Below are 16790 nucleotides of genomic sequence, written 5' to 3'. Positions count from 1 at the left end.
AAGCCGCTCCTACAAAAAAACGGCAGCGTTGGCCTCAGGTCGCAAAGCCGTCGCGCTTCCCGGCTCCGTTCGTCGCGACTGAAGTCGCTCCCACAGGGATCTGCCGCGCGCCGGCTGGGTGACTGTGGGAGGGACTTCAGTCCCGACTGCGTCCGAGGCCAGGCAACGGGCCAGCTCCGCTCGTCGCGGTTGAAACCGCTCCTACAGGTTCGCGCCCGTCTGGCAGAGGGCGCTCCCGACAGTCACCGGCCCCATGCCGCGAAGGCGCGCGCCACCGCAGCATCGACGCCCGCGGCACCCACGCACCGCAGTTCCTTGTAGGAGCGGCTTCAGCCGCGACAGGCATTCTCCGTAGAGCGTGTCGCGGCTGAAGCCGCTCCTACAAAAAAACGGCAGCGTTGGCCTCAGGTCGCAAAGCCGTCGCGCTTCCCGGCTCCGTTCGTCGCGGCTGAAGTCGCTCCCACAGAGACCTGCCGCGCGCCGGGTGGGTGCACTGTGGGAGGGACTTCAGTCCCGACTGCGTCCGAGGCCAGGCAACGGGCCAGCTCCGTTCGTCGCGGTTGAAACCGCTCCTACAGGTTCGCGCCCGTCTGGCAGAGGGCGCTCCCGGCGGTCACCGGCCCCACGCCGCGAAGGCGCGCGCCACCGCCTCGGCGCCTGGATCGACCACGCCGCGCAGCGCGTCCGCCGGCACCGCGGCCGAGCGGCCGGCGCGGGCCTGGCTCAGCTGCGCGGTGGCATCGGCGCCGGCACGTGCCGCGCGCGCCGCGTCGTCGGTGCCGCCGCCGCGCGCCAAGGCCTCCAGCGCCGGCAGCAGCGCGTCGAGCATGGTCCGGTCGCCGCGCTGCGCGCCGCCGTAGTGCTGCATCCGCGCCACGCCGGCCTGCAGCGCCGGCACCCAGCCGTGCCCGGCCTCCAGTTCGGTCGCGGCGGTGGTGAACAGGATCGACAGCAGCACGCCGCTGGAACCGCCCATGCTGCGTTCGATCGCCGCCGCCAGGCCGTGCGCCAACGGTGCGGCCGCGCCGGTCGCCAACGCATCCTCGTCCAGCGCCTGCTGCAGGGCGCGGGCGCCGGCGGCGAAGGTGCTGCCGGCATCGCCATCGCCGGTCTGCGCGTCGAGCGCGTCCAGCTCCGCCTGCGCGCCGATCAGCGCCTGCGCGACCCGCGCCAGGGCCGCGCCGCGTTGCGGGTCGCGGGCGCCGTGCCGGTGCGCGTCGCTGCGCAATAGCGCCGGCGCGAAGTGGGTGGGTGCGTGCGGCACGCGCACGCCGGGCCAGCCCAGGGTCTGCACCGGCGCGCGCAGTGCGGCGAGCACGTCGGTGTCGGCCGGCGCCAGGGTGATCGAGAAGCCGTGCATGTCCATCGAGGTCATCAGCGCCGCCGGCAGCGTCATCAAGGCGATCCGCTCGGTGCCGATGCGCTGCAATGCCAGCCGGGTCAGTACGCCCAGTTCCTGGGTGGAGCAGCCGCCCAGGTCGTTGAGCATCAGCAGCAGCGGCGCATCGGCGCCATAGCGCGCATCGGCTTGTTCGAGCAGCGGGTCCAGCACCAGCGCCAGCGCCTCTTCGACCGAGGCCGGCTGCACCTTGCGCGTGCCCGGTTCGTTGTGGATGCCCAGGCCCAGCTCCGGCGCGCGGCGGCCGGCGTGCTGGCCGGGCACGGTGCAGCTGGACAGGGCCATGCCCAGCGACAGCAGGCGGTCGGCGAAGGCCTGGCCGCGCTGCGCCAGCTCGGCCAGCGCCACGCCCTCGCGGGCCAGGTGGCCGACGTACTTGTGCACCAGCACCGTGCCGGCGAGGCCGCGCGGCTGTGCGGCATCGGGCAGGGCGATGTCGTCGGCCACCAGCACGCTGGCCACGTCGATGCCTTCGGCGCGGGCGCGCTCGGCGGCCAGGCCGAAGTTGAGCCGGTCGCCGGTGTAGTTCTTGATCACCAGCAGCACCCCGGGCGCGTCGGCGCAGGCGCGGATCGCGGCCAGCACCGCCTCCACCCCCGGCGAGGCGAACAGGTCGCCGGCGATGGCGCCGCTGAGCATGCCCGGGCCGACGAAGCCGGCATGCGCCGGCTCGTGACCGGCGCCGCCGCCGGACAGCACCGCGACCTGGGCGGGATCGCGCTCGGCCTGCAGCACGATGCGGGTGCCGCTGGCGGGGTCCGAGCGCAGCAGCGGTTGCAGCGCGGCGACGGCGTCGAGCACGTCGTCGACGATCGCGCGCGGGGCGGTGAGGAACTGGTCCATGGGGGTCCTTCGCGGTGGCAGGTGTCTGCCGCGTACGCTAGCCGAGCCGGCGTTATGCGCGGCTGAGGCCCGGCGGCGGCGATCACGCACCGGGCCCGCGGAATCGACGAGAATTCCCGCTGGCACCGACCTTTCCGGCAGGAGCACACGTGGCCCGCAGCAGCCTGTTCACCCTGTTCGACGCGATGGCGTCCCTGTTGGACGACGCGGCACGCCAGGCGCCGGTGGGCACGCGCCTGGCGGCCGAGGCGGAGATCGCACGCGCCTGGTCGTTGCTCGGCACGGTGTTCCAGCGCGGGCTGCGCGGCAAGCTGCTGCTGGTGCTGGCGCTGCTGGCGCTCTGCGCGCTGCTGCCGTGGCCGCCGTTGCTCACAGACAACTACGACAACGTGCTCGAGTGGACGCTCATGGCACTGATACAGCTGTGTGGCGCTTACCAATGCTACGAAGGCCTGGAGCGGGTGGCGTCGTCATGGCGGCGTCCGGCTGCCGAACGCGGCCAGGACGGCGCTGCGCGGATCGCGGCCGCGCTCAAGGGCGCGGTGCGCACCGACCTGGTCGTATCGACCCAGTGCATCGCCCTGGCGTGTCTGGCCGCGTTCCTTTTTCCCCCGGTCGAGCGCGTGCTCTTCATCGTGCTGGCGGCGTTCCTGCTCGCCGTGGTCATGTACGCGCCGATCGCGGGGGTCGTCCTGCTCGCCGGCCTGGGCCTGGACCTGGCCGGGCGCGAGGAACACGGTCGCGTCGCGTTGCCCGGCCGGGTCCTGCTGTCGTTGGCGCCGTGGCTGTTGCGCGGGCTGTCGTGGTTCGGCCTGGTGGCGACGCTCGCGCTCGGCGTGGGGCTCGTGACCAGCGCGGTGAACGGGTTTCGCTCATCCGCCTCCACCAACCAAAGCCTGATCTAGTAGCGCAATGCGGGCCGCGCGGCGCTTGCCGGCACCGACCGGGGGCGCACCGCGCCGGCCGATCCGCCGCCGCCGGCCCATCGCGCGGCGGAATCGGCGAGAATCCCCGCTCACCCCCGAATGGAATCCCCGCATGGCCGGCGCCAGCCTGTTCACCCTGCTCGACGATATCGCCTCGCTGCTCGACGACGTGTCGATCCTGACCAAGGTGGCGGCGAAGAAGACCGCCGGCGTGCTCGGCGACGACCTGGCGCTGAACGCGCAGCAGGTCACCGGGGTCAACGCCGACCGCGAGTTGCCGGTGGTGTGGGCGGTGGCCAAGGGCTCGCTGCTCAACAAGGCGATCCTGGTGCCGGCGGCGCTGGCGATCAGCGCCTGGCTGCCGTGGGCGATCACCCCGCTGATGATGATCGGCGGGGCGTTTCTGTGCTTCGAGGGCGTGGAGAAGCTGGCGCACCGCTTCCTGCATTCCAAGGACGAGGACGCGCAGCGCCATGCGCAGCAGCTGCAGGCGCTGGCCGACGCGAAGGTGGACGTGGTCGCGCTGGAAAAGGACAAGATCAAGGGCGCGATCCGCACCGATTTCATCCTCTCCGCGGAGATCATCGTGCTGTCGCTGGGCGTGGTCGCCGGAGTGCCGTTCTCCCAGCAGATCATGGTGCTGGTGGCGATCGCGCTGGCGATGACGGTCGGCGTGTACGGCCTGGTCGCCGGCATCGTCAAGCTCGACGACCTGGGCCTGTACCTGACCCGCAAGGGCGCCGCCGCCGCGGCGATCGGCCGCGGCATCCTGTGGCTAGCGCCGTGGCTGATGCGGGTGCTGTCGATCGCCGGCACCGCGGCGATGTTCCTGGTCGGCGGCGGCATTCTGGTGCACAGCATCGGCCCGCTGCACCACGCCCTCGAAGGCATCGCGCCGCAGGGCGCCTGGGGCAGCGTGGTCCTCAACCTGGGCAACGCGCTGGTCGGCATCGTCGCCGGCGCGCTGGTGCTGGGGGTTGTGGTGCTGTTTCAGAAGCTGCGGAAAGGCCGGGAGTAGGGATTCGGGATTGGGGATTCGCAAGAGCGGAGCGCTCGCTTTTGCCAATCCCGAATGCCCAATCCCCAATCCCGTGCCGGCGCATGCGCCGGCACTAATCCGCTGAAACCACCCGGTTCTTGCCCGCCTTCTTGGCCTCGTACAGGGCGCGGTCGGCGCGCTTGACCAGCACGTCCTGGGTTTCGCCGGTGCGGCGCATCGCCACGCCGGCGCTGAAGCTGACGAACACGCGTTGGTCTTCGTGCACCACCGCGCGCTGGGCCAGCGCGCGCTGCACCCGGGTCACCGCCGCGGACGCTTCGAAGATGGTGCAGTCGGGCATCAGCAGCAGGAATTCCTCGCCGCCGTAGCGGGCGATCGCGTCGCTGCCGCGCAGCGTGGTGCGCGCCACCTCGACCACGTGGCGCAGCGCGGCGTCGCCGCCGGGATGGCCGTAGGTCTCGTTGAGCTTGCGGAAATCGTCCAGGTCCAGCATCGCCACGCACAGCGGCTGCGCACTGCGCTCGGTGCGCGCCAGTTCGCGCACGAACAGTTCGTCCAGCCCGCGCCGGTTGAGGGCGCCGGTGAGCTGGTCGACCCGCACCAGCCCGCTGACGTCCTGCAGTTCCTGTTCCAGGCGCAGGATGCGCTGCTCGGCGGCGTCCACTTCCTGGCGCGCGGCGATCAGGTGGTCGCGCGCGCGCAGCGCCTGCTGCTGCACGTGGCCGGTGTCCTGCAGCACTTCCTGCAGCAGGCGGTTGAGGTCGGCGATGCTGCGCGCGTCGCGGATGGTCTGCGAGTAGTCGGCGATGCGGTCGTGGAATTCGCTGGTGCTGATCGCCATGCCGTCCAGGTTCTCGACGAAGGACACCATCATGTCCTTCATCGCCTCCTTGGATTCGGCGATGCCCTGCTTCAGCAGGCCCTGCTTGTAGATCACCTCGCGCAGGCTGCCGCGCGCTTCCTCGATCGAATAGCGGTCCAGCGGGCCGCTGATCATGTCGCGTACCACCGCGATCTGGCCCTGCAGCCAGCTGGTGTCGTCGAGCAGTTCGCCGACGTTTTCCAGCAGCAGGTCGAACAGGCCCAGCAACAGCGTCTGCTGCTCCTGGCTGTCGCTGGCGCGCAGCGCGATCTGGTGGCACAGCTCGCGCACGCGCTGCGCCACCGGCTCCAGCGGCAGGCCCGGGCGCCATTGGCGCAGCGCCTCGCCGGTGGCCTCCGATTCGTTGGCCAGTTCCGGCAGGTTGTGCAGCAGCGAGGCCAGCGCGCCGGCGATCGCCTGGCGCAGCAGGTCGCGCAGGCGTTCGGGGTCGCTGGGCCCGGCCAGCGGATCGCCGACGTCGATGGTGCGGATGTATTTGTCGATCAGCTGGCGCAGCGCGCGGCCGTAGCTGGGCCAGTCGCCGCTGGCGGCGGCCGATTGCAGGCGCCGGCCCATGTCGCCGAGTTCGCCGTGCAGGCCGGCCATGCCGTCGGCGAAGGCGACCAGCAGTTCCAGCGGCTGGTGGGCGTGGTTGAACAGGCGGATCAGCGCCGCGGTGGCCGCGGCCGGATCGGCGTGCTCGCCCGGTGCCGCAGGCGCAGCGCCATGGCCATGCGCACGGGCATGGCCATGTCCGCGTGGCGCCACCGCGGAGGCGGCCGGCGCCGCCGGTTCACGGCGACGCGGCGACAACAGCTTGCGCAGTCCGCCGACGGGTGGCTCGTCGCGTTGATCCGGCATGCGGATGCTTCCTCCCAATAGAACGCACCGCCCCGCCGCAACCGCGGCGCCCATGACGACACTCAGGAACAGGATATCGGCGCTGGCGGCGTGCGCTTGAGCCGGCGGCGGACGCCCTACCATCGCCCCGGCGTGGGCGGATGTCCACTTGCCCGCGTTCTTGCCGCGCATGCGGCCAAGCGCCGCCGGCCGATCCCACATCGCGCCGCTCTTGCGCGTGCATGAAACGGGGGGCGCGGGAACGCGTGGAAATGCCTACGCCCGGTCGACGACGTAGCGCCGCGGGCGCGCAGCAGGCGGCCTGGCGGGGTGCGGCAGTCGGGTGCCGGCCGGTGCCTGACCGCCCGTCGGGCGCTGCGCCGTGCAGCACGGGCTGGCGCCCCGAACAGACCCCACGCGACCTGCTCGGGGTTCGAGACGCGCGCTAGAGCGCGTCTCGGACCTCGTCCAGGCTGGGCGGGTTGGCGCCGGCGCGGGTGCAGTTGATCGCCGCCGCGGCCACGCAGAAGTCCAGCAGGCGCTGCAGCGCCGGCGCCGACGGGTCCAGCGCGGCGAGCGCGGCCAGGTCGGGCAGCTGGTGCAGCAGCGCGGCCTGGAAGCTGTCGCCGGCGCCGACGGTATCGGCGACCTGTACCGCGCGGCCGGCCACGCGCGCCTCGGCGTCGCCGCGCCAGGCCACCGCGCCGTCGCCGCCCAGGGTCATCACCACCAGCGACGGACCCTGTTGCAGCCAGCTGCGCGCGACCGCGAACGGGTCCTGCTGCGGATACAGCAGCTCGATGTCTTCCTGGCTCACCTTGACCACGTGCGCCAGCGCGATCCAGCGCGCCAGCCGTGCGCGCCACACCGCCATGTCCGGTTCCACCGTCGGCCGCACGTTCGGATCCAGCGAGATCAGCCGTTGCGCGCGTTCGCGCTCGGCCAGGGCCTGGAAGGTGCTGGCGGTGGTCTCGGCGACCAGGGTGTAGGAGCCGAAATGCAGGCCGCCGACCGTGGCGTCGAGCGCCGGCAGGTCGGCCGCGGTCAGCGCGCGGTCGGCGCAGCCGGTGCCGTAGAACGAATAGTTGGGCACGCCCTGCGCGTCCAGCGCGACCATCACCAGGGTGGTCGCCTCGCGCTTGTCGATGCAGTGCTGCAGCGCCACACCTTCGCGTTCCAGGGTGCTGCGCAGCTGGCGGCCGAGCGGATCGGTGGACAGGCCGGTGAACAGCGCCGACGGCGTGCCGAGCCGGGCCAGGCCGATCGCCACGTTGAACGGCGAGCCGCCCTGTCGCGCGGTCATGCCGACCGAGGTGCCGGCATAGCCGTCGATGAAGATGTCGTACAGGGCCTCTCCACACACCACGAACATCGAACGGCTCCTCGGTTGGCTGCAGCGGCGCCGGCGCGGCGCGATGGGCGGCTATTGTGGCGTACAAGCCGCAGCGCGGCGACCATGTGCGGCGCCGCGGGATCGGGGCGCTTGTGCACGCACGCTGCCTTGGTGTCGGAGGGTGCGAGGCTGCGCCCGTACCCTGATCCGCCCCTGCAGGGCACCTTCCCCCGCAAAGGGGGTACGGTCCCGACGGGAGAAGGAACAGCCGTTAGCCCCTCTCCCACCGCGAGCGGGGTTGGGGCGAGGGGACGGCCACGAAGCGCCTCATGGATCTGTAAGCCGGCCGCAGGCGCCGTGCCGACAGCGCCTTGCCGCCGCGCCTGCGATAGTCGCTGCTTCCCTCGCCAGCCTCCAAGGACGCTCCGATGAAGATCCTGCTCGCCGGTGCCACCGGCCTGGTCGGTTCGCATGTGCTGGCGCAGTTGCTTGCCGCGCCGGAGTGCAGCGCGGTGGTCGCGCCGACCCGGCGCGCGCTGGATGTCGCGCACGCCAAGCTGGACAACCCGTTGGTCGATTTCGCGCAATTGCCGGCGCAGGCGCCGTGGTGGCAGGCCGACGCGGCGATCTGCGCGCTCGGCACCACGATGAAGCAGGCCGGCTCGCGCGAGGCGTTCCGTCGCGTCGATCACGCCTATCCGCTGGCGATCGCGCGGCTGGCGCGGCAGCACGGCGCCACCGCGTTCGCGCTGAATTCGGCATTCGGCGCCGATCCGCGCTCGCGCCTGTTCTACAACCGGGTCAAGGGCGAACTGGAGCGCGACCTGCAGGCGCTGGGCTATCCGTCGCTCGCATTGGTGCGCCCGGGCCTGATCGGCGGCGAGCGCGCGCAACCGCGCGCGGCCGAGCGCGCCGCTGCCGTCGTGCTCGGGATGCTTGGGCCGCTGCTGCCGCGGCGCTACCGGATCAACCCCGCCGAACGCATCGCCGCCGCGCTGGTCGAACACGCCCTGCATCCGCGCGCCGGGGTGCAGGTGGTGGACGCGGCGCAGCTGGCGGAATGATCGTGGCTGCGGAACCGGTCGGAACTGACGGCCCACGGTCACCCGGAGTTCCTTCCGCAATGCACTCGGCAAACCGTGGCACGTCCCTGCGGTAGCGACTCCGTGTGGCCTATCCCGATCGCGTGAATAGGCCCTGGTGCGTGTCATCGCTTCCCGAACAGGTTGCGTCGCGCTTGCGCGCCCCCGGCGCTACGTCATCGCCCGGGCTGGAGCATGTTCCGCCCTGTCTCGCTCTTCCTTGCCTCGTGCATGCGCAAGCGCGGCGCGATCTGCTTGGGGGGGGATGACACGCCCCCGGGCCATCAGTGGCGGCGAACGAAGCGGTGGACCTGCCGATTCCATGCAGCGCCGGGGCCGATCCCGAAAGGGGGGGCAAGCGCCCTCCTCCAGTGGTTCAGCCAACTCCGAAGCGCGGTTGGATCGCAATGCTCAGCGCGATCGCGCGCCCGCTCCACGATTCCCCATTCCCCATTCCCGGCGTTTACCCCTCAGGCGCCCAGCGACTGCCCGCCGTCCACCGCCAGCACCTGACCGGTGATCCAGCGCGCCTGCGGCGAGGCCAGGAACAGGGCGGCGTTGCTGACGTCCTCGAGCGCGCCGAAGTCGCCGAACGGAATGGCGGCACGGATGCGCCGGTACAGCTCCGGCTGCTGCGCGCGGCGCTGGTCCCACAGCCCGCCGGGGAATTCGATCGAGCCGGGCGCGATCGCGTTGACCCGGATCCGTTCGCGCGCCAGTTCCGCGGCCAGGGTGGTCGTGTAGTAGTTCAGCGCGGCCTTGGCCGCCGAGTACGCCGGCACCCGCGGCGTCGGCCGCAGCGCGTTGATCGAGCTGATGTTGAGGATGCAGGCGCGGTGGCTGGCGCGCAGCAGCGGCAGCGCGGCGCGGTTGCAGCGCACCGCGGCCATCAGGTCGATGTCGAACCCGGCCTGCCAGCTGGCGTCGTCGTCGCCATGGCCGTAGCCGGAGGCGTTGTTGACCATCACGTCGATGCCGCCCAGGGTGTCGGCCGCGTGCGCCACCCAGCGCTGGATCTGCGCCGGATCGGCCAGGTCGCAGGTCAGCCGCGACACCGGATGGCCGTGGCGCAGCAACTGTTCGGCTGCCTCGGCCAGGCCGGCGGGATTGCGCGCGCAGATCGCCAGCGCGGCGCCCCGGCGGGCGAAGGCGTCGGCGATCGCCAGGCCGATGCCGCGGCTGGCGCCGGCGACGAGGATGCGGTAGCCCGCGAAGGCGGAAGGGTCGGTCATCGGCAACTCCTGCGGCGGCGCCGGCATGCGCCGGGCACCGATTATCGGCCAATCCGCAGCGCGGGGCCGGGTTCTGGCACCATGGCGGCCCGCCGCGCATGCAGGCGGCCGGCCGCCGGGCCTGCCCGCGCGCCGCGGCCCGCGGCCAGCGCCGCGCATGCCGGCCGCCGCGTTCCCTCTTTTCAGGATCCTCCCCGCAGTGAAGAAGACCTACCAGCTCCGCATCGAAGGCAAGCACCCCGACCGCCTGCTCGACGCCAGCAAGCACGACATCCGCAAGTACATCCGCCGCGAACGCCGCAAGACCTTGCCGGCCGGCGCCGACTACTGGGACTTCGATACGCTGTTCGGCGCCGAGGAAGCCAGTGCCGCGGTGGTGCCGCCGGCCGAGCTGCTGCGTTCGATCGACGCGTTGGTCGCCACGGGCGGCACCCAGTTCTACGTGGAAATCCGCAGCAAGCCGGGCAAGCGCACGCCGCGACCGCAGGGCGATGCCGCCGTGGCCGATCCGTTCGACGATTGAGCGCGGGCGGCGCCGCTCCCTGCCGGAGCGGAGGCGGGTGGCCTTCGGGCCATCGGCCGCGCTGATCGATGCGGGGGCGTTCGGCTGGTGTCGCGGCTGAAGCCGCTCCTACAGTGACGCCGGCCAGCTTCTGTGGGAGCGGCTTCAGCCGCGACCGACAGGATCGGCGCGCGCAATGCATCGGATCGCTCGCAACCGCCACTGCGCGCAATAGCGCGCGCATCTCGCGCTACCGGCCGCGACCAGCGCCGCGAACGCGGTCACTCCTTCGCAGGCAGCGCGCCGCCCTGCGCAGTCGCCGCGCGCAGCTTGTCCTTCTTGCTCGGGCGCTTGCCCTTGATGCCGCCGGTCTGCGGCGCTGTCGCGGCGGCGGGCGCGGCCGTCTGCGTCGGTTCGAAACCGGCGACGCGCTCGCGCGGCACGCGCAGCTGCTGGCGCTTTTCGATCAGGCGCAGGTGCGCCTCGCTGGCCGCGTCGACGAAGCTCACCGCCAGGCCGTCGGCGCCGGCGCGCCCGGTGCGGCCGATGCGGTGGGTGTAATCGGCAGTGGCGCGCGGCAAATCGTAGTTGACTACCACCGGCAGCTGCGCGATGTCCAATCCGCGCGCGGCCACGTCGGTGGCGACCAGGACCTGCACCTGGCCGCTCCTGAAGCCGGCCAGCGCCTGGTTGCGGCGGCCCTGGCTCAGCTCGCCATGGAACGGCTGCGCCAGTACGCCGGTCTTGCCGAGCTTCTCGGCCAGGTTGTCGGCGCCGCGCTGGCTGGCCACGAACACCAGCGCCTGCGGCCAGGCCTCGCTGTGCAGCAGGTGCCGCAGCAGCGCGGTGCGCTGCGCGCTGTCGACCTCGATCGCGCGCTGGCGGATCGTCGCCGGGGCCGCGGCGGCCGCGTCCTCGCCGATGCGCCGCGGTCCGCGCAGCAGGCGCCGCGCCAGCACCTCCACTTCGGCCGGGAAGGTGGCCGAGAACAGCAGGGTCTGCCGGCGCCGCGGCAGCAACGCCAGGATCCGGCCCAGTTCGGCTTCGAAGCCCAGCGCCAGCAGGCGGTCGGCTTCGTCCAGCACCAAGATGCCCACCGCGCCCAGATCCACGGCGTTGTGCGCGACCAGATCGAGCAGCCGGCCCGGGGTGGCCACGACGATGTCGGCGCCGCCGCGCAGCTTCAGCATCTGCGGATTGATCGAGGCGCCGCCGGCGACGGTGGCCACCTTGACGCGCCGCGGCAGGTAGCGGCCCAGCGCCTGCAGGGTGTCGCCGACCTGCGCGGCCAACTCGCGGGTCGGCACCAGCACCAGACCGCGCACGCGGCGGCTGGCCGGCGCCAGCGCCGCGCGCTGCAGCAGCGGCAGCGCGAACGCGGCGGTCTTGCCCGAGCCGGTCGCGGCGCAGGCCAGCAGATCGTCGCCGCGCAGGATCGGCGCGATCGCCTGTGTCTGGATCGCGGTGGGCGCGGTATAGCCGGCGGCGTCGAGCGCGCGGGAGAACGCGGGCAGCAGCTCGGGGGCGAGGCCCAGCGTGGCGAATGGCATGCAGCGAGGTCCGGAAGGAGGGCGGCGGAACCGATGCCGTCGCGATGCTCCGCGGCGGACGTAGCCGCGCAGCCTACCCGCAGCCGCACGCCTATGCGAGGCGTACGCGCCTGCGGATTTCCAATTGCCGCCATTGGAGAGACGTTCGGTCAGGGCAGCGGACAGCTGCGGCATGCCCTGGCGTCATGCGCGAAGCGGTCGCGATCGCCGCTGCTGCAGGCAAGGCGACGTGCGGAAAACCTGGCGGCGTGCTTGATCGCTGCCGAACCGGTCGTGCGTGGCAACACCGTGCGCCGGCGCCTCGCCATGCGCAGTGGCGATAGCGCGGTGCGCGGACTTCCTTGCGAGGCCGCGTTGCCACGCTGCCGCACGGACATCCTTCCCGGGATGGCCGTGCGGCGGGTAGTGCCGGTCGCCGCGCTTACTGGCAGGTCACGCCGACCGCACTGAACGCGGCGGTCACCGCCGCCACCGAGCGGCCCAGGTCGCTGGCCGCGGTGCGCACGCCGCAGGCGCCGCTGTTGAAGCTGGTGCTCGGGGTCCAGTACAGGCGGTTGGCGCGGGCGAACACCTCGAAGGCGGTGCGCGTGTTCCAGCCGGAGGTGGTGGCCAGCTTGTAGAACGCCTTGTTGTAGACGCCGGAGGAGTAGTGCACGTCCAGCCCGCTGCGGTAGTTGGCGGCGTTGTCGATCGAGGAGCCGTCCTGCGGCGGATTGGCCATGTAGCGCAGCGCGCCGTTGGACTTGAAGATCTCCGGGCCGACCAGGAAATCGTTGCTGCCCTTGAGGTAGTACTCGGTCGCCTCGCCGGCGATGTCCGAATACGCTTCGTTGATGCCGCCGGACTGGCCGGAGTAGGTGAGGCCGGAGTTCTGTTCGGTGAAGCCGTGCGAGACCTCGTGGCCGGCCACGTCGATGCTGACCAGCGGATAGAAGCGGGTGCTGCCGTCGCCGAAGGTCATCGTCGAACCGTTCCAGAACGCGTTCTCGTAGCGCGTGCTGTAGTGCACCCGCATCACCAGCTGGAAGCTCAGCGGCGCCACGCCGGCATAGGCGCGGTACATCTTCTCGATGATGCCGCCGAAGTAGTGCGCGTCGTTGATCGGCGAATAGGCGCCGTTGATGGCCTTGTAGGTGTTGCGCGGGCAGGCGAACTGGTAGGCGGTGCTGCCGGAGGTGCCGCCGTTGAGGTTCACCGACTTGACCGTGCTGTTCTGCATGCGGCAGCTGTCGTCCACCTCGAGGAAGCCGTGGATGCTGCCGCTGGTGCCGTATTCGTACTGCCCGGTCTTGGCGTTGCCGCCGGGGCCGGTGGCGTCGCGGGTGGTCAGGCCGTCCCACTGCCGCAGGATCGCGCCGCTGCGCGCATCGACGATCACGAACGGCCGGGTCGGCGCGCCGCCCTGCGGCGCATCGGCGAAGAACGACACCACGTAGGCCACGTGTGCGCGGTCGTCGTCGTCCAGGTAGATCATCTGCGGCGCCTGCGCGCGCTCGATGCGGCGCGCGGCCAGCGCCTCGCCAAGCGCGGCGCGCTTGGCCACGTCCAGTGCGCGGTTGGCCGGCAGCAACGCGCTGGCCGCCGCGGTGGTCGTGGCCGGCAGCTCGCTGGCCAGGCCCGCCACCGAGCGTCCGAACAGGCTGCGCACGCTGCCGTCGCTGCGCTCGCTGACCACGACGTGTTCGCCCCAGATCGGCACGCCGCGGAAGGTCTGCTGGTAGCGGCTGTGCACGGTGCCGTCGTCGTCGGTGCTGCTGCTCAGCAGGCTCAGCGCGGACTCGGCATCCAGGCCGATCAGTTCGGCATGGCGCACCGCGGCCGCGGCGGGCACGCCGCCCAGGCTGGTGGTGGCGGCCTTGTACTGCACGTTGAGCGTGCCGAGATCCTTGCCGTGCAGGTCCACGCGCTCGGCGGCCGTGGCGGAGGTGGCGGCGAGGGCGAGCAGCAACGGCGACAGCAGCGCGAGCGGGCGGTGGCGGCGGATGGACTGGGGCATCTTCGAGTTCCTCGCAAGTGATAGGGAATGTCGTGCCGGCGCGGCTGCGCATGGCGGCCACGGTGGTTGCGGTTGTGTGCGGAAGTGCGGCGGCGTTGCGGCCAATGGCGCGGTGCCGTCCCCCTGGCAACGACCATAACGACGCGGTTACGGGCCGTGGTAGACAGCGTTTGTTCAGGCTTTCGATTTGGGATGGGAAGCTGGATGTGCGACTCGCGCACGCGCGCCAGGGCGCTACGCCGCATGGCGCTGCGTGCGGAGCGGGTGGCGTCGACGGTGTGGGCTGCGACTGCGCCAAACGCACATAAAGGTTAGTGCGTACAAGCACTGAAAAAGATAATCGGGCTGCCTTTCGTCCGTATGGGAGGTGCTGCCGGCAGGAGTGCAAGCAGCGCTGCGGCGAGAGCGGGGCGAGTCCTGGGGAAGTCAAGAAAACGTGCGAAAAATCAGCCGTTTTCTGGCGAATCGCGCACAGTGTGGAAGCTTGATTTACGTACTTTCGCGTACTGTAAAACGCTGGCGTACGGCCTTCGCGGTGGGAGTGCAGTTAATCGGTAGACATGGGCGATCCAAAATGCGTGGCAAGTCACTGTTGGGACCATTGGCGATTGCCGCCGCGAACTCCGGATTGCTATATATCGGCCGCGTTTCGTCGGTGCGTTGCTGGTGCCGACGCGTGTCTTTCCTTCCCCCGGGGATCGCAACGCCATGACCTCTTCGCTCCTGCGGCCGATCTCGGCTGCATTCGCCGCGGCGGTACGCGCGTCCCGGCCGCGGCGTTCGTCCGTCGCCACGGCGCGCCATCGCCTGCGTGGCTGCCTCGCGCGCCGCGTGCTGGGGATGGCATTTGCCGCGGTCGTGCTGGCCGCGCCGCCGCTGTCGGCGCAGGCGCCGGATATCCAGGCGCTGCGGCAGGCGGCCACCGGCGCGCGTTTCAGCTTCGGTCATTCCACCTATCGGCTGATCCCTGGCGCGGTGGTGCGACTGCGTGCCGACGCTGGCCTGCGCGATCGGCGCAGGGTGCCTGCCGCCGACGGGGTGGTGGCGCAGATCGGTCCGTACGCGATCCTGCTCGGGCGCGATGCGCGCAACGCGGCGCCGGTACCACGCGATCCGTCCAGGCAGGACGAACGGCTGGCCGCGGCGATCAACGAGCTGACCGAGCAGACCGTGCTGGTCGCGCCCAAGCTCAAGCTGTTCGGGACCACGCCGGCCGTGGTCGAAGCGCTGGCGCACAGGACCGGCGGCACCCTGGTCTACGCCTCGGCGATCGACGGCAGCGCGGTGATCGGCTACGGCTCGGTCGAGGCCGCGCATGCGGCGCTGGTGCAGTTGCAGCAGGCCCGCGGCGTGGCCGAGGTGGCGCTGCAGGTGATCCAGGCCTTCGACGAGCGCAACTGATGGGGGCAGCGCCGCCGCCTCGTCGCGAGGCGGCGGCGCGGTTCGCTCAGCCGGGCAGGGCCAGATCGTCGATCATCGCGCGCAAGAAGCGCGCCGCCTCGCCGCCGGTGCAGGCGCGGTGGTCGAAGCTCAGCGACAGCGGCAGCAGCTTGTGCGTTTCCACGCCGCCCATCACCGGCACCAGTTGGTGGCGGGCGCGGCCGGCGGCGACGATCGCCACGCACGGCGGCACCACGATCGGGGTGGCGTAGCGGCCGGCGAACATGCCGAAGTTGGACAGCGAGATGGTGTAGCCGCTCAGTTCGGACGCGGCGATGCTGCGCGTCTCCACCTGCTGGCGCAGGCGGTTGACGCCTTCGCGGATGCCGCGCGCGTCGAGCATGTCGGCATTGCGCAGCGCCGGCACGAACAGGCCGTCGTCGGTGTCCACGGCGATGCCGATGTCGACCTGCGCGTGCAGGGTGCGGGTCAGCGCGTCGCCGTCGAACCAGGCATTGAGCGCCGGCACCGCCTGGCAGGCGGCGACGATCGCGCGCACCAGGCGCACGGTCATGTCGTTGCCCGGGGCCCAGGCGTGGACGTCGGCGTCGTCGTTGAGCGTGGTCAGCACCACCTCGCGATGCGCCTGCGCCATCACCCGCGCCATGTTGCGGCGCACGCCCTTGAGCGGCTCGGGCTGGCCGTGCGCGGCGGGGCCCGGCGGCTGCGTGCGCATCGGCTTGCCGGTGGCGGACAGCGGCGTGCGTGACGACGTCGGGATTGCTGCCGTTGTTGCTGTTGTCGGAGCGGCTTCAGCGGCGGCTTGCGGTGGGCGTGTGGTCGCGGCTGAAGCCGCTCCTACACCGGCCGAACCGTTCGCTGCCGCCTGCTTCACGTCGGCCAGGGTCACTGCGCCGTCGCCGCCGCTGGCGCGCACCCGTGCCAGGTCCACGCCCAGTTTCTTTGCCAGCGCGCGCACCGACGGCATCGCGCGGACCCCGCCGACCGAGACCGTGCGCTCGCTGTGCACGGCGTTGGAGCTCTGCATCGCGCCGACCACGGTGCCGGCGTCGTCGCGTGCGCCATCGCCTGGTGCCGCGTCGGCGTCGCGCAGTTCGCCGCCGGTGTCGGAGGCGATGACGCGGTCGTTGTCGCCCGGCGCATCGGCGCCGGCGCCCTTGCCCGGGCCGGCCGGCGCGGGGCCGCCGTGGTGGTGGCCGGTGTCCTGGCCTTCGGCGCGCTGCGGCATGCTGGCGTCGGGCGCGAACTGCGCCAGCATGCTGCCGGTGACGACGATGTCGCCCGGCGCACCGGCCAGCTTCAGCACCTTGCCCGACACCGGCGAGGGCACTTCGACCACTGCCTTGGCGGTTTCCATCGACACCAGCGGCTCGTCGAGCTGGATGGTGTCGCCTTCCTTGACGAACCATTCGACGATGGTGGCGTCCGGCAGGCCTTCGCCCAGGTCGGGCAGATTGAAGTTCTTGGTTTGGCTCATGTGGTCTCTTCCAGCAGTTCCAGGTCGCGCGCCGGCAGCCAGCCCTGCACGCCATCGGCGCGCTCGGCCCACCACCAGTCGCCGTATTCGTAGTGCAGGGTCACGGTGTCGCCCTGCACGGCATCCAGTTCGCGCGCGTCGTAGTCGCGCAGCGCTTCGGCGTGGCCGTCGCCGGTGGCGCGCAGCCAGGCCAGCGGCGCCCAGCCGGCGTTGCCGGCCGCGGTCGTGGTCCAGACGAAGGCGGGCCATTCCTCGTCGCGCACGCCCAGCACCACCCGCTCGCCGGCGGCGAAGCGGATCGGGTGCGGGTAGGCGGCGCGGTAATCGCTGAGCAGGCGCGCCTGCAT

13 protein-coding genes are annotated in these 16790 nt (G+C 71.8%); 5 read left to right on the top strand and 8 right to left on the bottom strand.

What is annotated here, in order from left to right; translation table 11 throughout:
* Nucleotides 1-613: 613 nt before the first annotated feature.
* Nucleotides 614-2242 (bottom strand): dihydroxyacetone kinase subunit DhaK, encoded by a 1629-nt coding sequence (locus JR064_RS16140; protein WP_179569269.1) that lies wholly within the window; start codon nt 2240-2242, stop codon nt 614-616.
* 149 nt (nt 2243-2391) lie between these two features.
* Here JR064_RS16140 and JR064_RS16135 point away from each other — a divergent pair, with 149 nt between their 5' ends.
* A complete protein-coding gene (locus tag JR064_RS16135; RefSeq protein WP_206230419.1) occupies nt 2392-3147 on the top strand; it encodes a DUF808 family protein in 756 nt (251 codons plus the stop codon).
* A 133-nt stretch (nt 3148-3280) separates the two neighbouring features.
* Nucleotides 3281-4186, top strand: coding sequence for a DUF808 domain-containing protein (locus tag JR064_RS16130; RefSeq protein WP_206230418.1), 906 nt, complete (start codon nt 3281-3283; stop codon nt 4184-4186).
* 94 nt (nt 4187-4280) lie between these two features.
* Here the strand turns inward: JR064_RS16130 and JR064_RS16125 are convergent, their stop codons facing one another.
* Both JR064_RS16125 and JR064_RS16120 read right to left on the bottom strand, forming a co-directional pair.
* Nucleotides 4281-5891 carry a GGDEF domain-containing protein gene (locus tag JR064_RS16125; protein ID WP_206230417.1) on the bottom strand — a complete coding sequence of 537 codons (1611 nt, stop codon included), beginning with the start codon at nt 5889-5891 and terminating at the stop codon, nt 4281-4283.
* Nucleotides 5892-6315: 424 nt separating this feature from the next.
* Entirely contained in the window at nt 6316-7242 is a 927-nt protein-coding gene (locus JR064_RS16120) for a carbohydrate kinase family protein (RefSeq protein ID WP_206230416.1), read from the bottom strand.
* Between the two features lie 389 nt (nt 7243-7631).
* Here JR064_RS16120 and JR064_RS16115 point away from each other — a divergent pair, with 389 nt between their 5' ends.
* Nucleotides 7632-8267 (top strand): Rossmann-fold NAD(P)-binding domain-containing protein, encoded by a 636-nt coding sequence (locus JR064_RS16115; RefSeq protein ID WP_206230415.1) that lies wholly within the window; start codon nt 7632-7634, stop codon nt 8265-8267.
* A gap of 488 nt (nt 8268-8755) precedes the next feature.
* Here JR064_RS16115 and JR064_RS16110 read toward each other — a convergent pair whose 3' ends face one another.
* Nucleotides 8756-9517 carry an SDR family NAD(P)-dependent oxidoreductase gene (locus JR064_RS16110; protein WP_206230414.1) on the bottom strand — a complete coding sequence of 254 codons (762 nt, stop codon included), beginning with the start codon at nt 9515-9517 and terminating at the stop codon, nt 8756-8758.
* Between the two features lie 199 nt (nt 9518-9716).
* Between JR064_RS16110 and JR064_RS16105 the strand changes: the two genes are divergently transcribed.
* Complete coding sequence (locus tag JR064_RS16105; protein ID WP_009584587.1) at nt 9717-10040, top strand: DUF6172 family protein; 324 nt, start codon at nt 9717-9719, stop codon at nt 10038-10040.
* Between the two features lie 260 nt (nt 10041-10300).
* Here JR064_RS16105 and JR064_RS16100 read toward each other — a convergent pair whose 3' ends face one another.
* A complete protein-coding gene (locus JR064_RS16100) occupies nt 10301-11569 on the bottom strand; it encodes a DEAD/DEAH box helicase (protein WP_206230413.1) in 1269 nt (422 codons plus the stop codon).
* A 421-nt stretch (nt 11570-11990) separates the two neighbouring features.
* Nucleotides 11991-13565 (bottom strand): M4 family metallopeptidase, encoded by a 1575-nt coding sequence (locus JR064_RS16095; RefSeq protein ID WP_206230412.1) that lies wholly within the window; start codon nt 13563-13565, stop codon nt 11991-11993.
* Nucleotides 13566-14273: 708 nt separating this feature from the next.
* On the opposite strand from JR064_RS16095, the gene JR064_RS16090 reads away from it, so the two are divergent.
* A complete protein-coding gene (locus tag JR064_RS16090) occupies nt 14274-14966 on the top strand; it encodes a hypothetical protein (RefSeq protein WP_206230411.1) in 693 nt (230 codons plus the stop codon).
* Between the two features lie 46 nt (nt 14967-15012).
* On the opposite strand, the gene JR064_RS16085 is transcribed toward JR064_RS16090, so the two are convergent.
* Nucleotides 15013-16443 carry a dihydrolipoamide acetyltransferase family protein gene (locus JR064_RS16085; RefSeq protein WP_206230410.1) on the bottom strand — a complete coding sequence of 477 codons (1431 nt, stop codon included), beginning with the start codon at nt 16441-16443 and terminating at the stop codon, nt 15013-15015.
* Nucleotides 16440-16790, bottom strand: coding sequence for an SH3 domain-containing protein (locus tag JR064_RS16080; protein ID WP_179569239.1), 351 nt, complete (start codon nt 16788-16790; stop codon nt 16440-16442). The genes JR064_RS16085 and JR064_RS16080 overlap by 4 nt, the downstream gene beginning before the upstream one ends.

Origin of the sequence: Xanthomonas bonasiae (genome assembly GCF_017163705.1) — a bacterium.
In the GTDB taxonomy this organism is placed as follows: Bacteria; Pseudomonadota; Gammaproteobacteria; order Xanthomonadales; family Xanthomonadaceae; genus Xanthomonas_A; species Xanthomonas_A bonasiae.
Note: the sequence above shows the minus strand (reverse complement) of the source record. Positions and strands in the feature narration are given on the sequence as shown.

What these genes read in the sequence shown, in the direction of transcription:
- JR064_RS16120 (WP_206230416.1), bottom strand. Translation starts at nt 7,242, where the DNA reads ATGTTCGTGGTGTGTGGAGAGGCCCTGTACGACATCTTCATCGACGGC.
- JR064_RS16140 (WP_179569269.1), bottom strand. Translation starts at nt 2,242, where the DNA reads ATGGACCAGTTCCTCACCGCCCCGCGCGCGATCGTCGACGACGTGCTC.
- JR064_RS16115 (WP_206230415.1), top strand. Translation starts at nt 7,632, where the DNA reads ATGAAGATCCTGCTCGCCGGTGCCACCGGCCTGGTCGGTTCGCATGTG.
- JR064_RS16080 (WP_179569239.1), bottom strand. Translation starts at nt 16,790, where the DNA reads ATGCAGGCGCGCCTGCTCAGCGATTACCGCGCCGCCTACCCGCACCCG.
- JR064_RS16090 (WP_206230411.1), top strand. Translation starts at nt 14,274, where the DNA reads ATGACCTCTTCGCTCCTGCGGCCGATCTCGGCTGCATTCGCCGCGGCG.
- JR064_RS16110 (WP_206230414.1), bottom strand. Translation starts at nt 9,517, where the DNA reads ATGACCGACCCTTCCGCCTTCGCGGGCTACCGCATCCTCGTCGCCGGC.
- JR064_RS16100 (WP_206230413.1), bottom strand. Translation starts at nt 11,569, where the DNA reads ATGCCATTCGCCACGCTGGGCCTCGCCCCCGAGCTGCTGCCCGCGTTC.
- JR064_RS16125 (WP_206230417.1), bottom strand. Translation starts at nt 5,891, where the DNA reads ATGCCGGATCAACGCGACGAGCCACCCGTCGGCGGACTGCGCAAGCTG.
- JR064_RS16085 (WP_206230410.1), bottom strand. Translation starts at nt 16,443, where the DNA reads ATGAGCCAAACCAAGAACTTCAATCTGCCCGACCTGGGCGAAGGCCTG.
- JR064_RS16095 (WP_206230412.1), bottom strand. Translation starts at nt 13,565, where the DNA reads ATGCCCCAGTCCATCCGCCGCCACCGCCCGCTCGCGCTGCTGTCGCCG.
- JR064_RS16130 (WP_206230418.1), top strand. Translation starts at nt 3,281, where the DNA reads ATGGCCGGCGCCAGCCTGTTCACCCTGCTCGACGATATCGCCTCGCTG.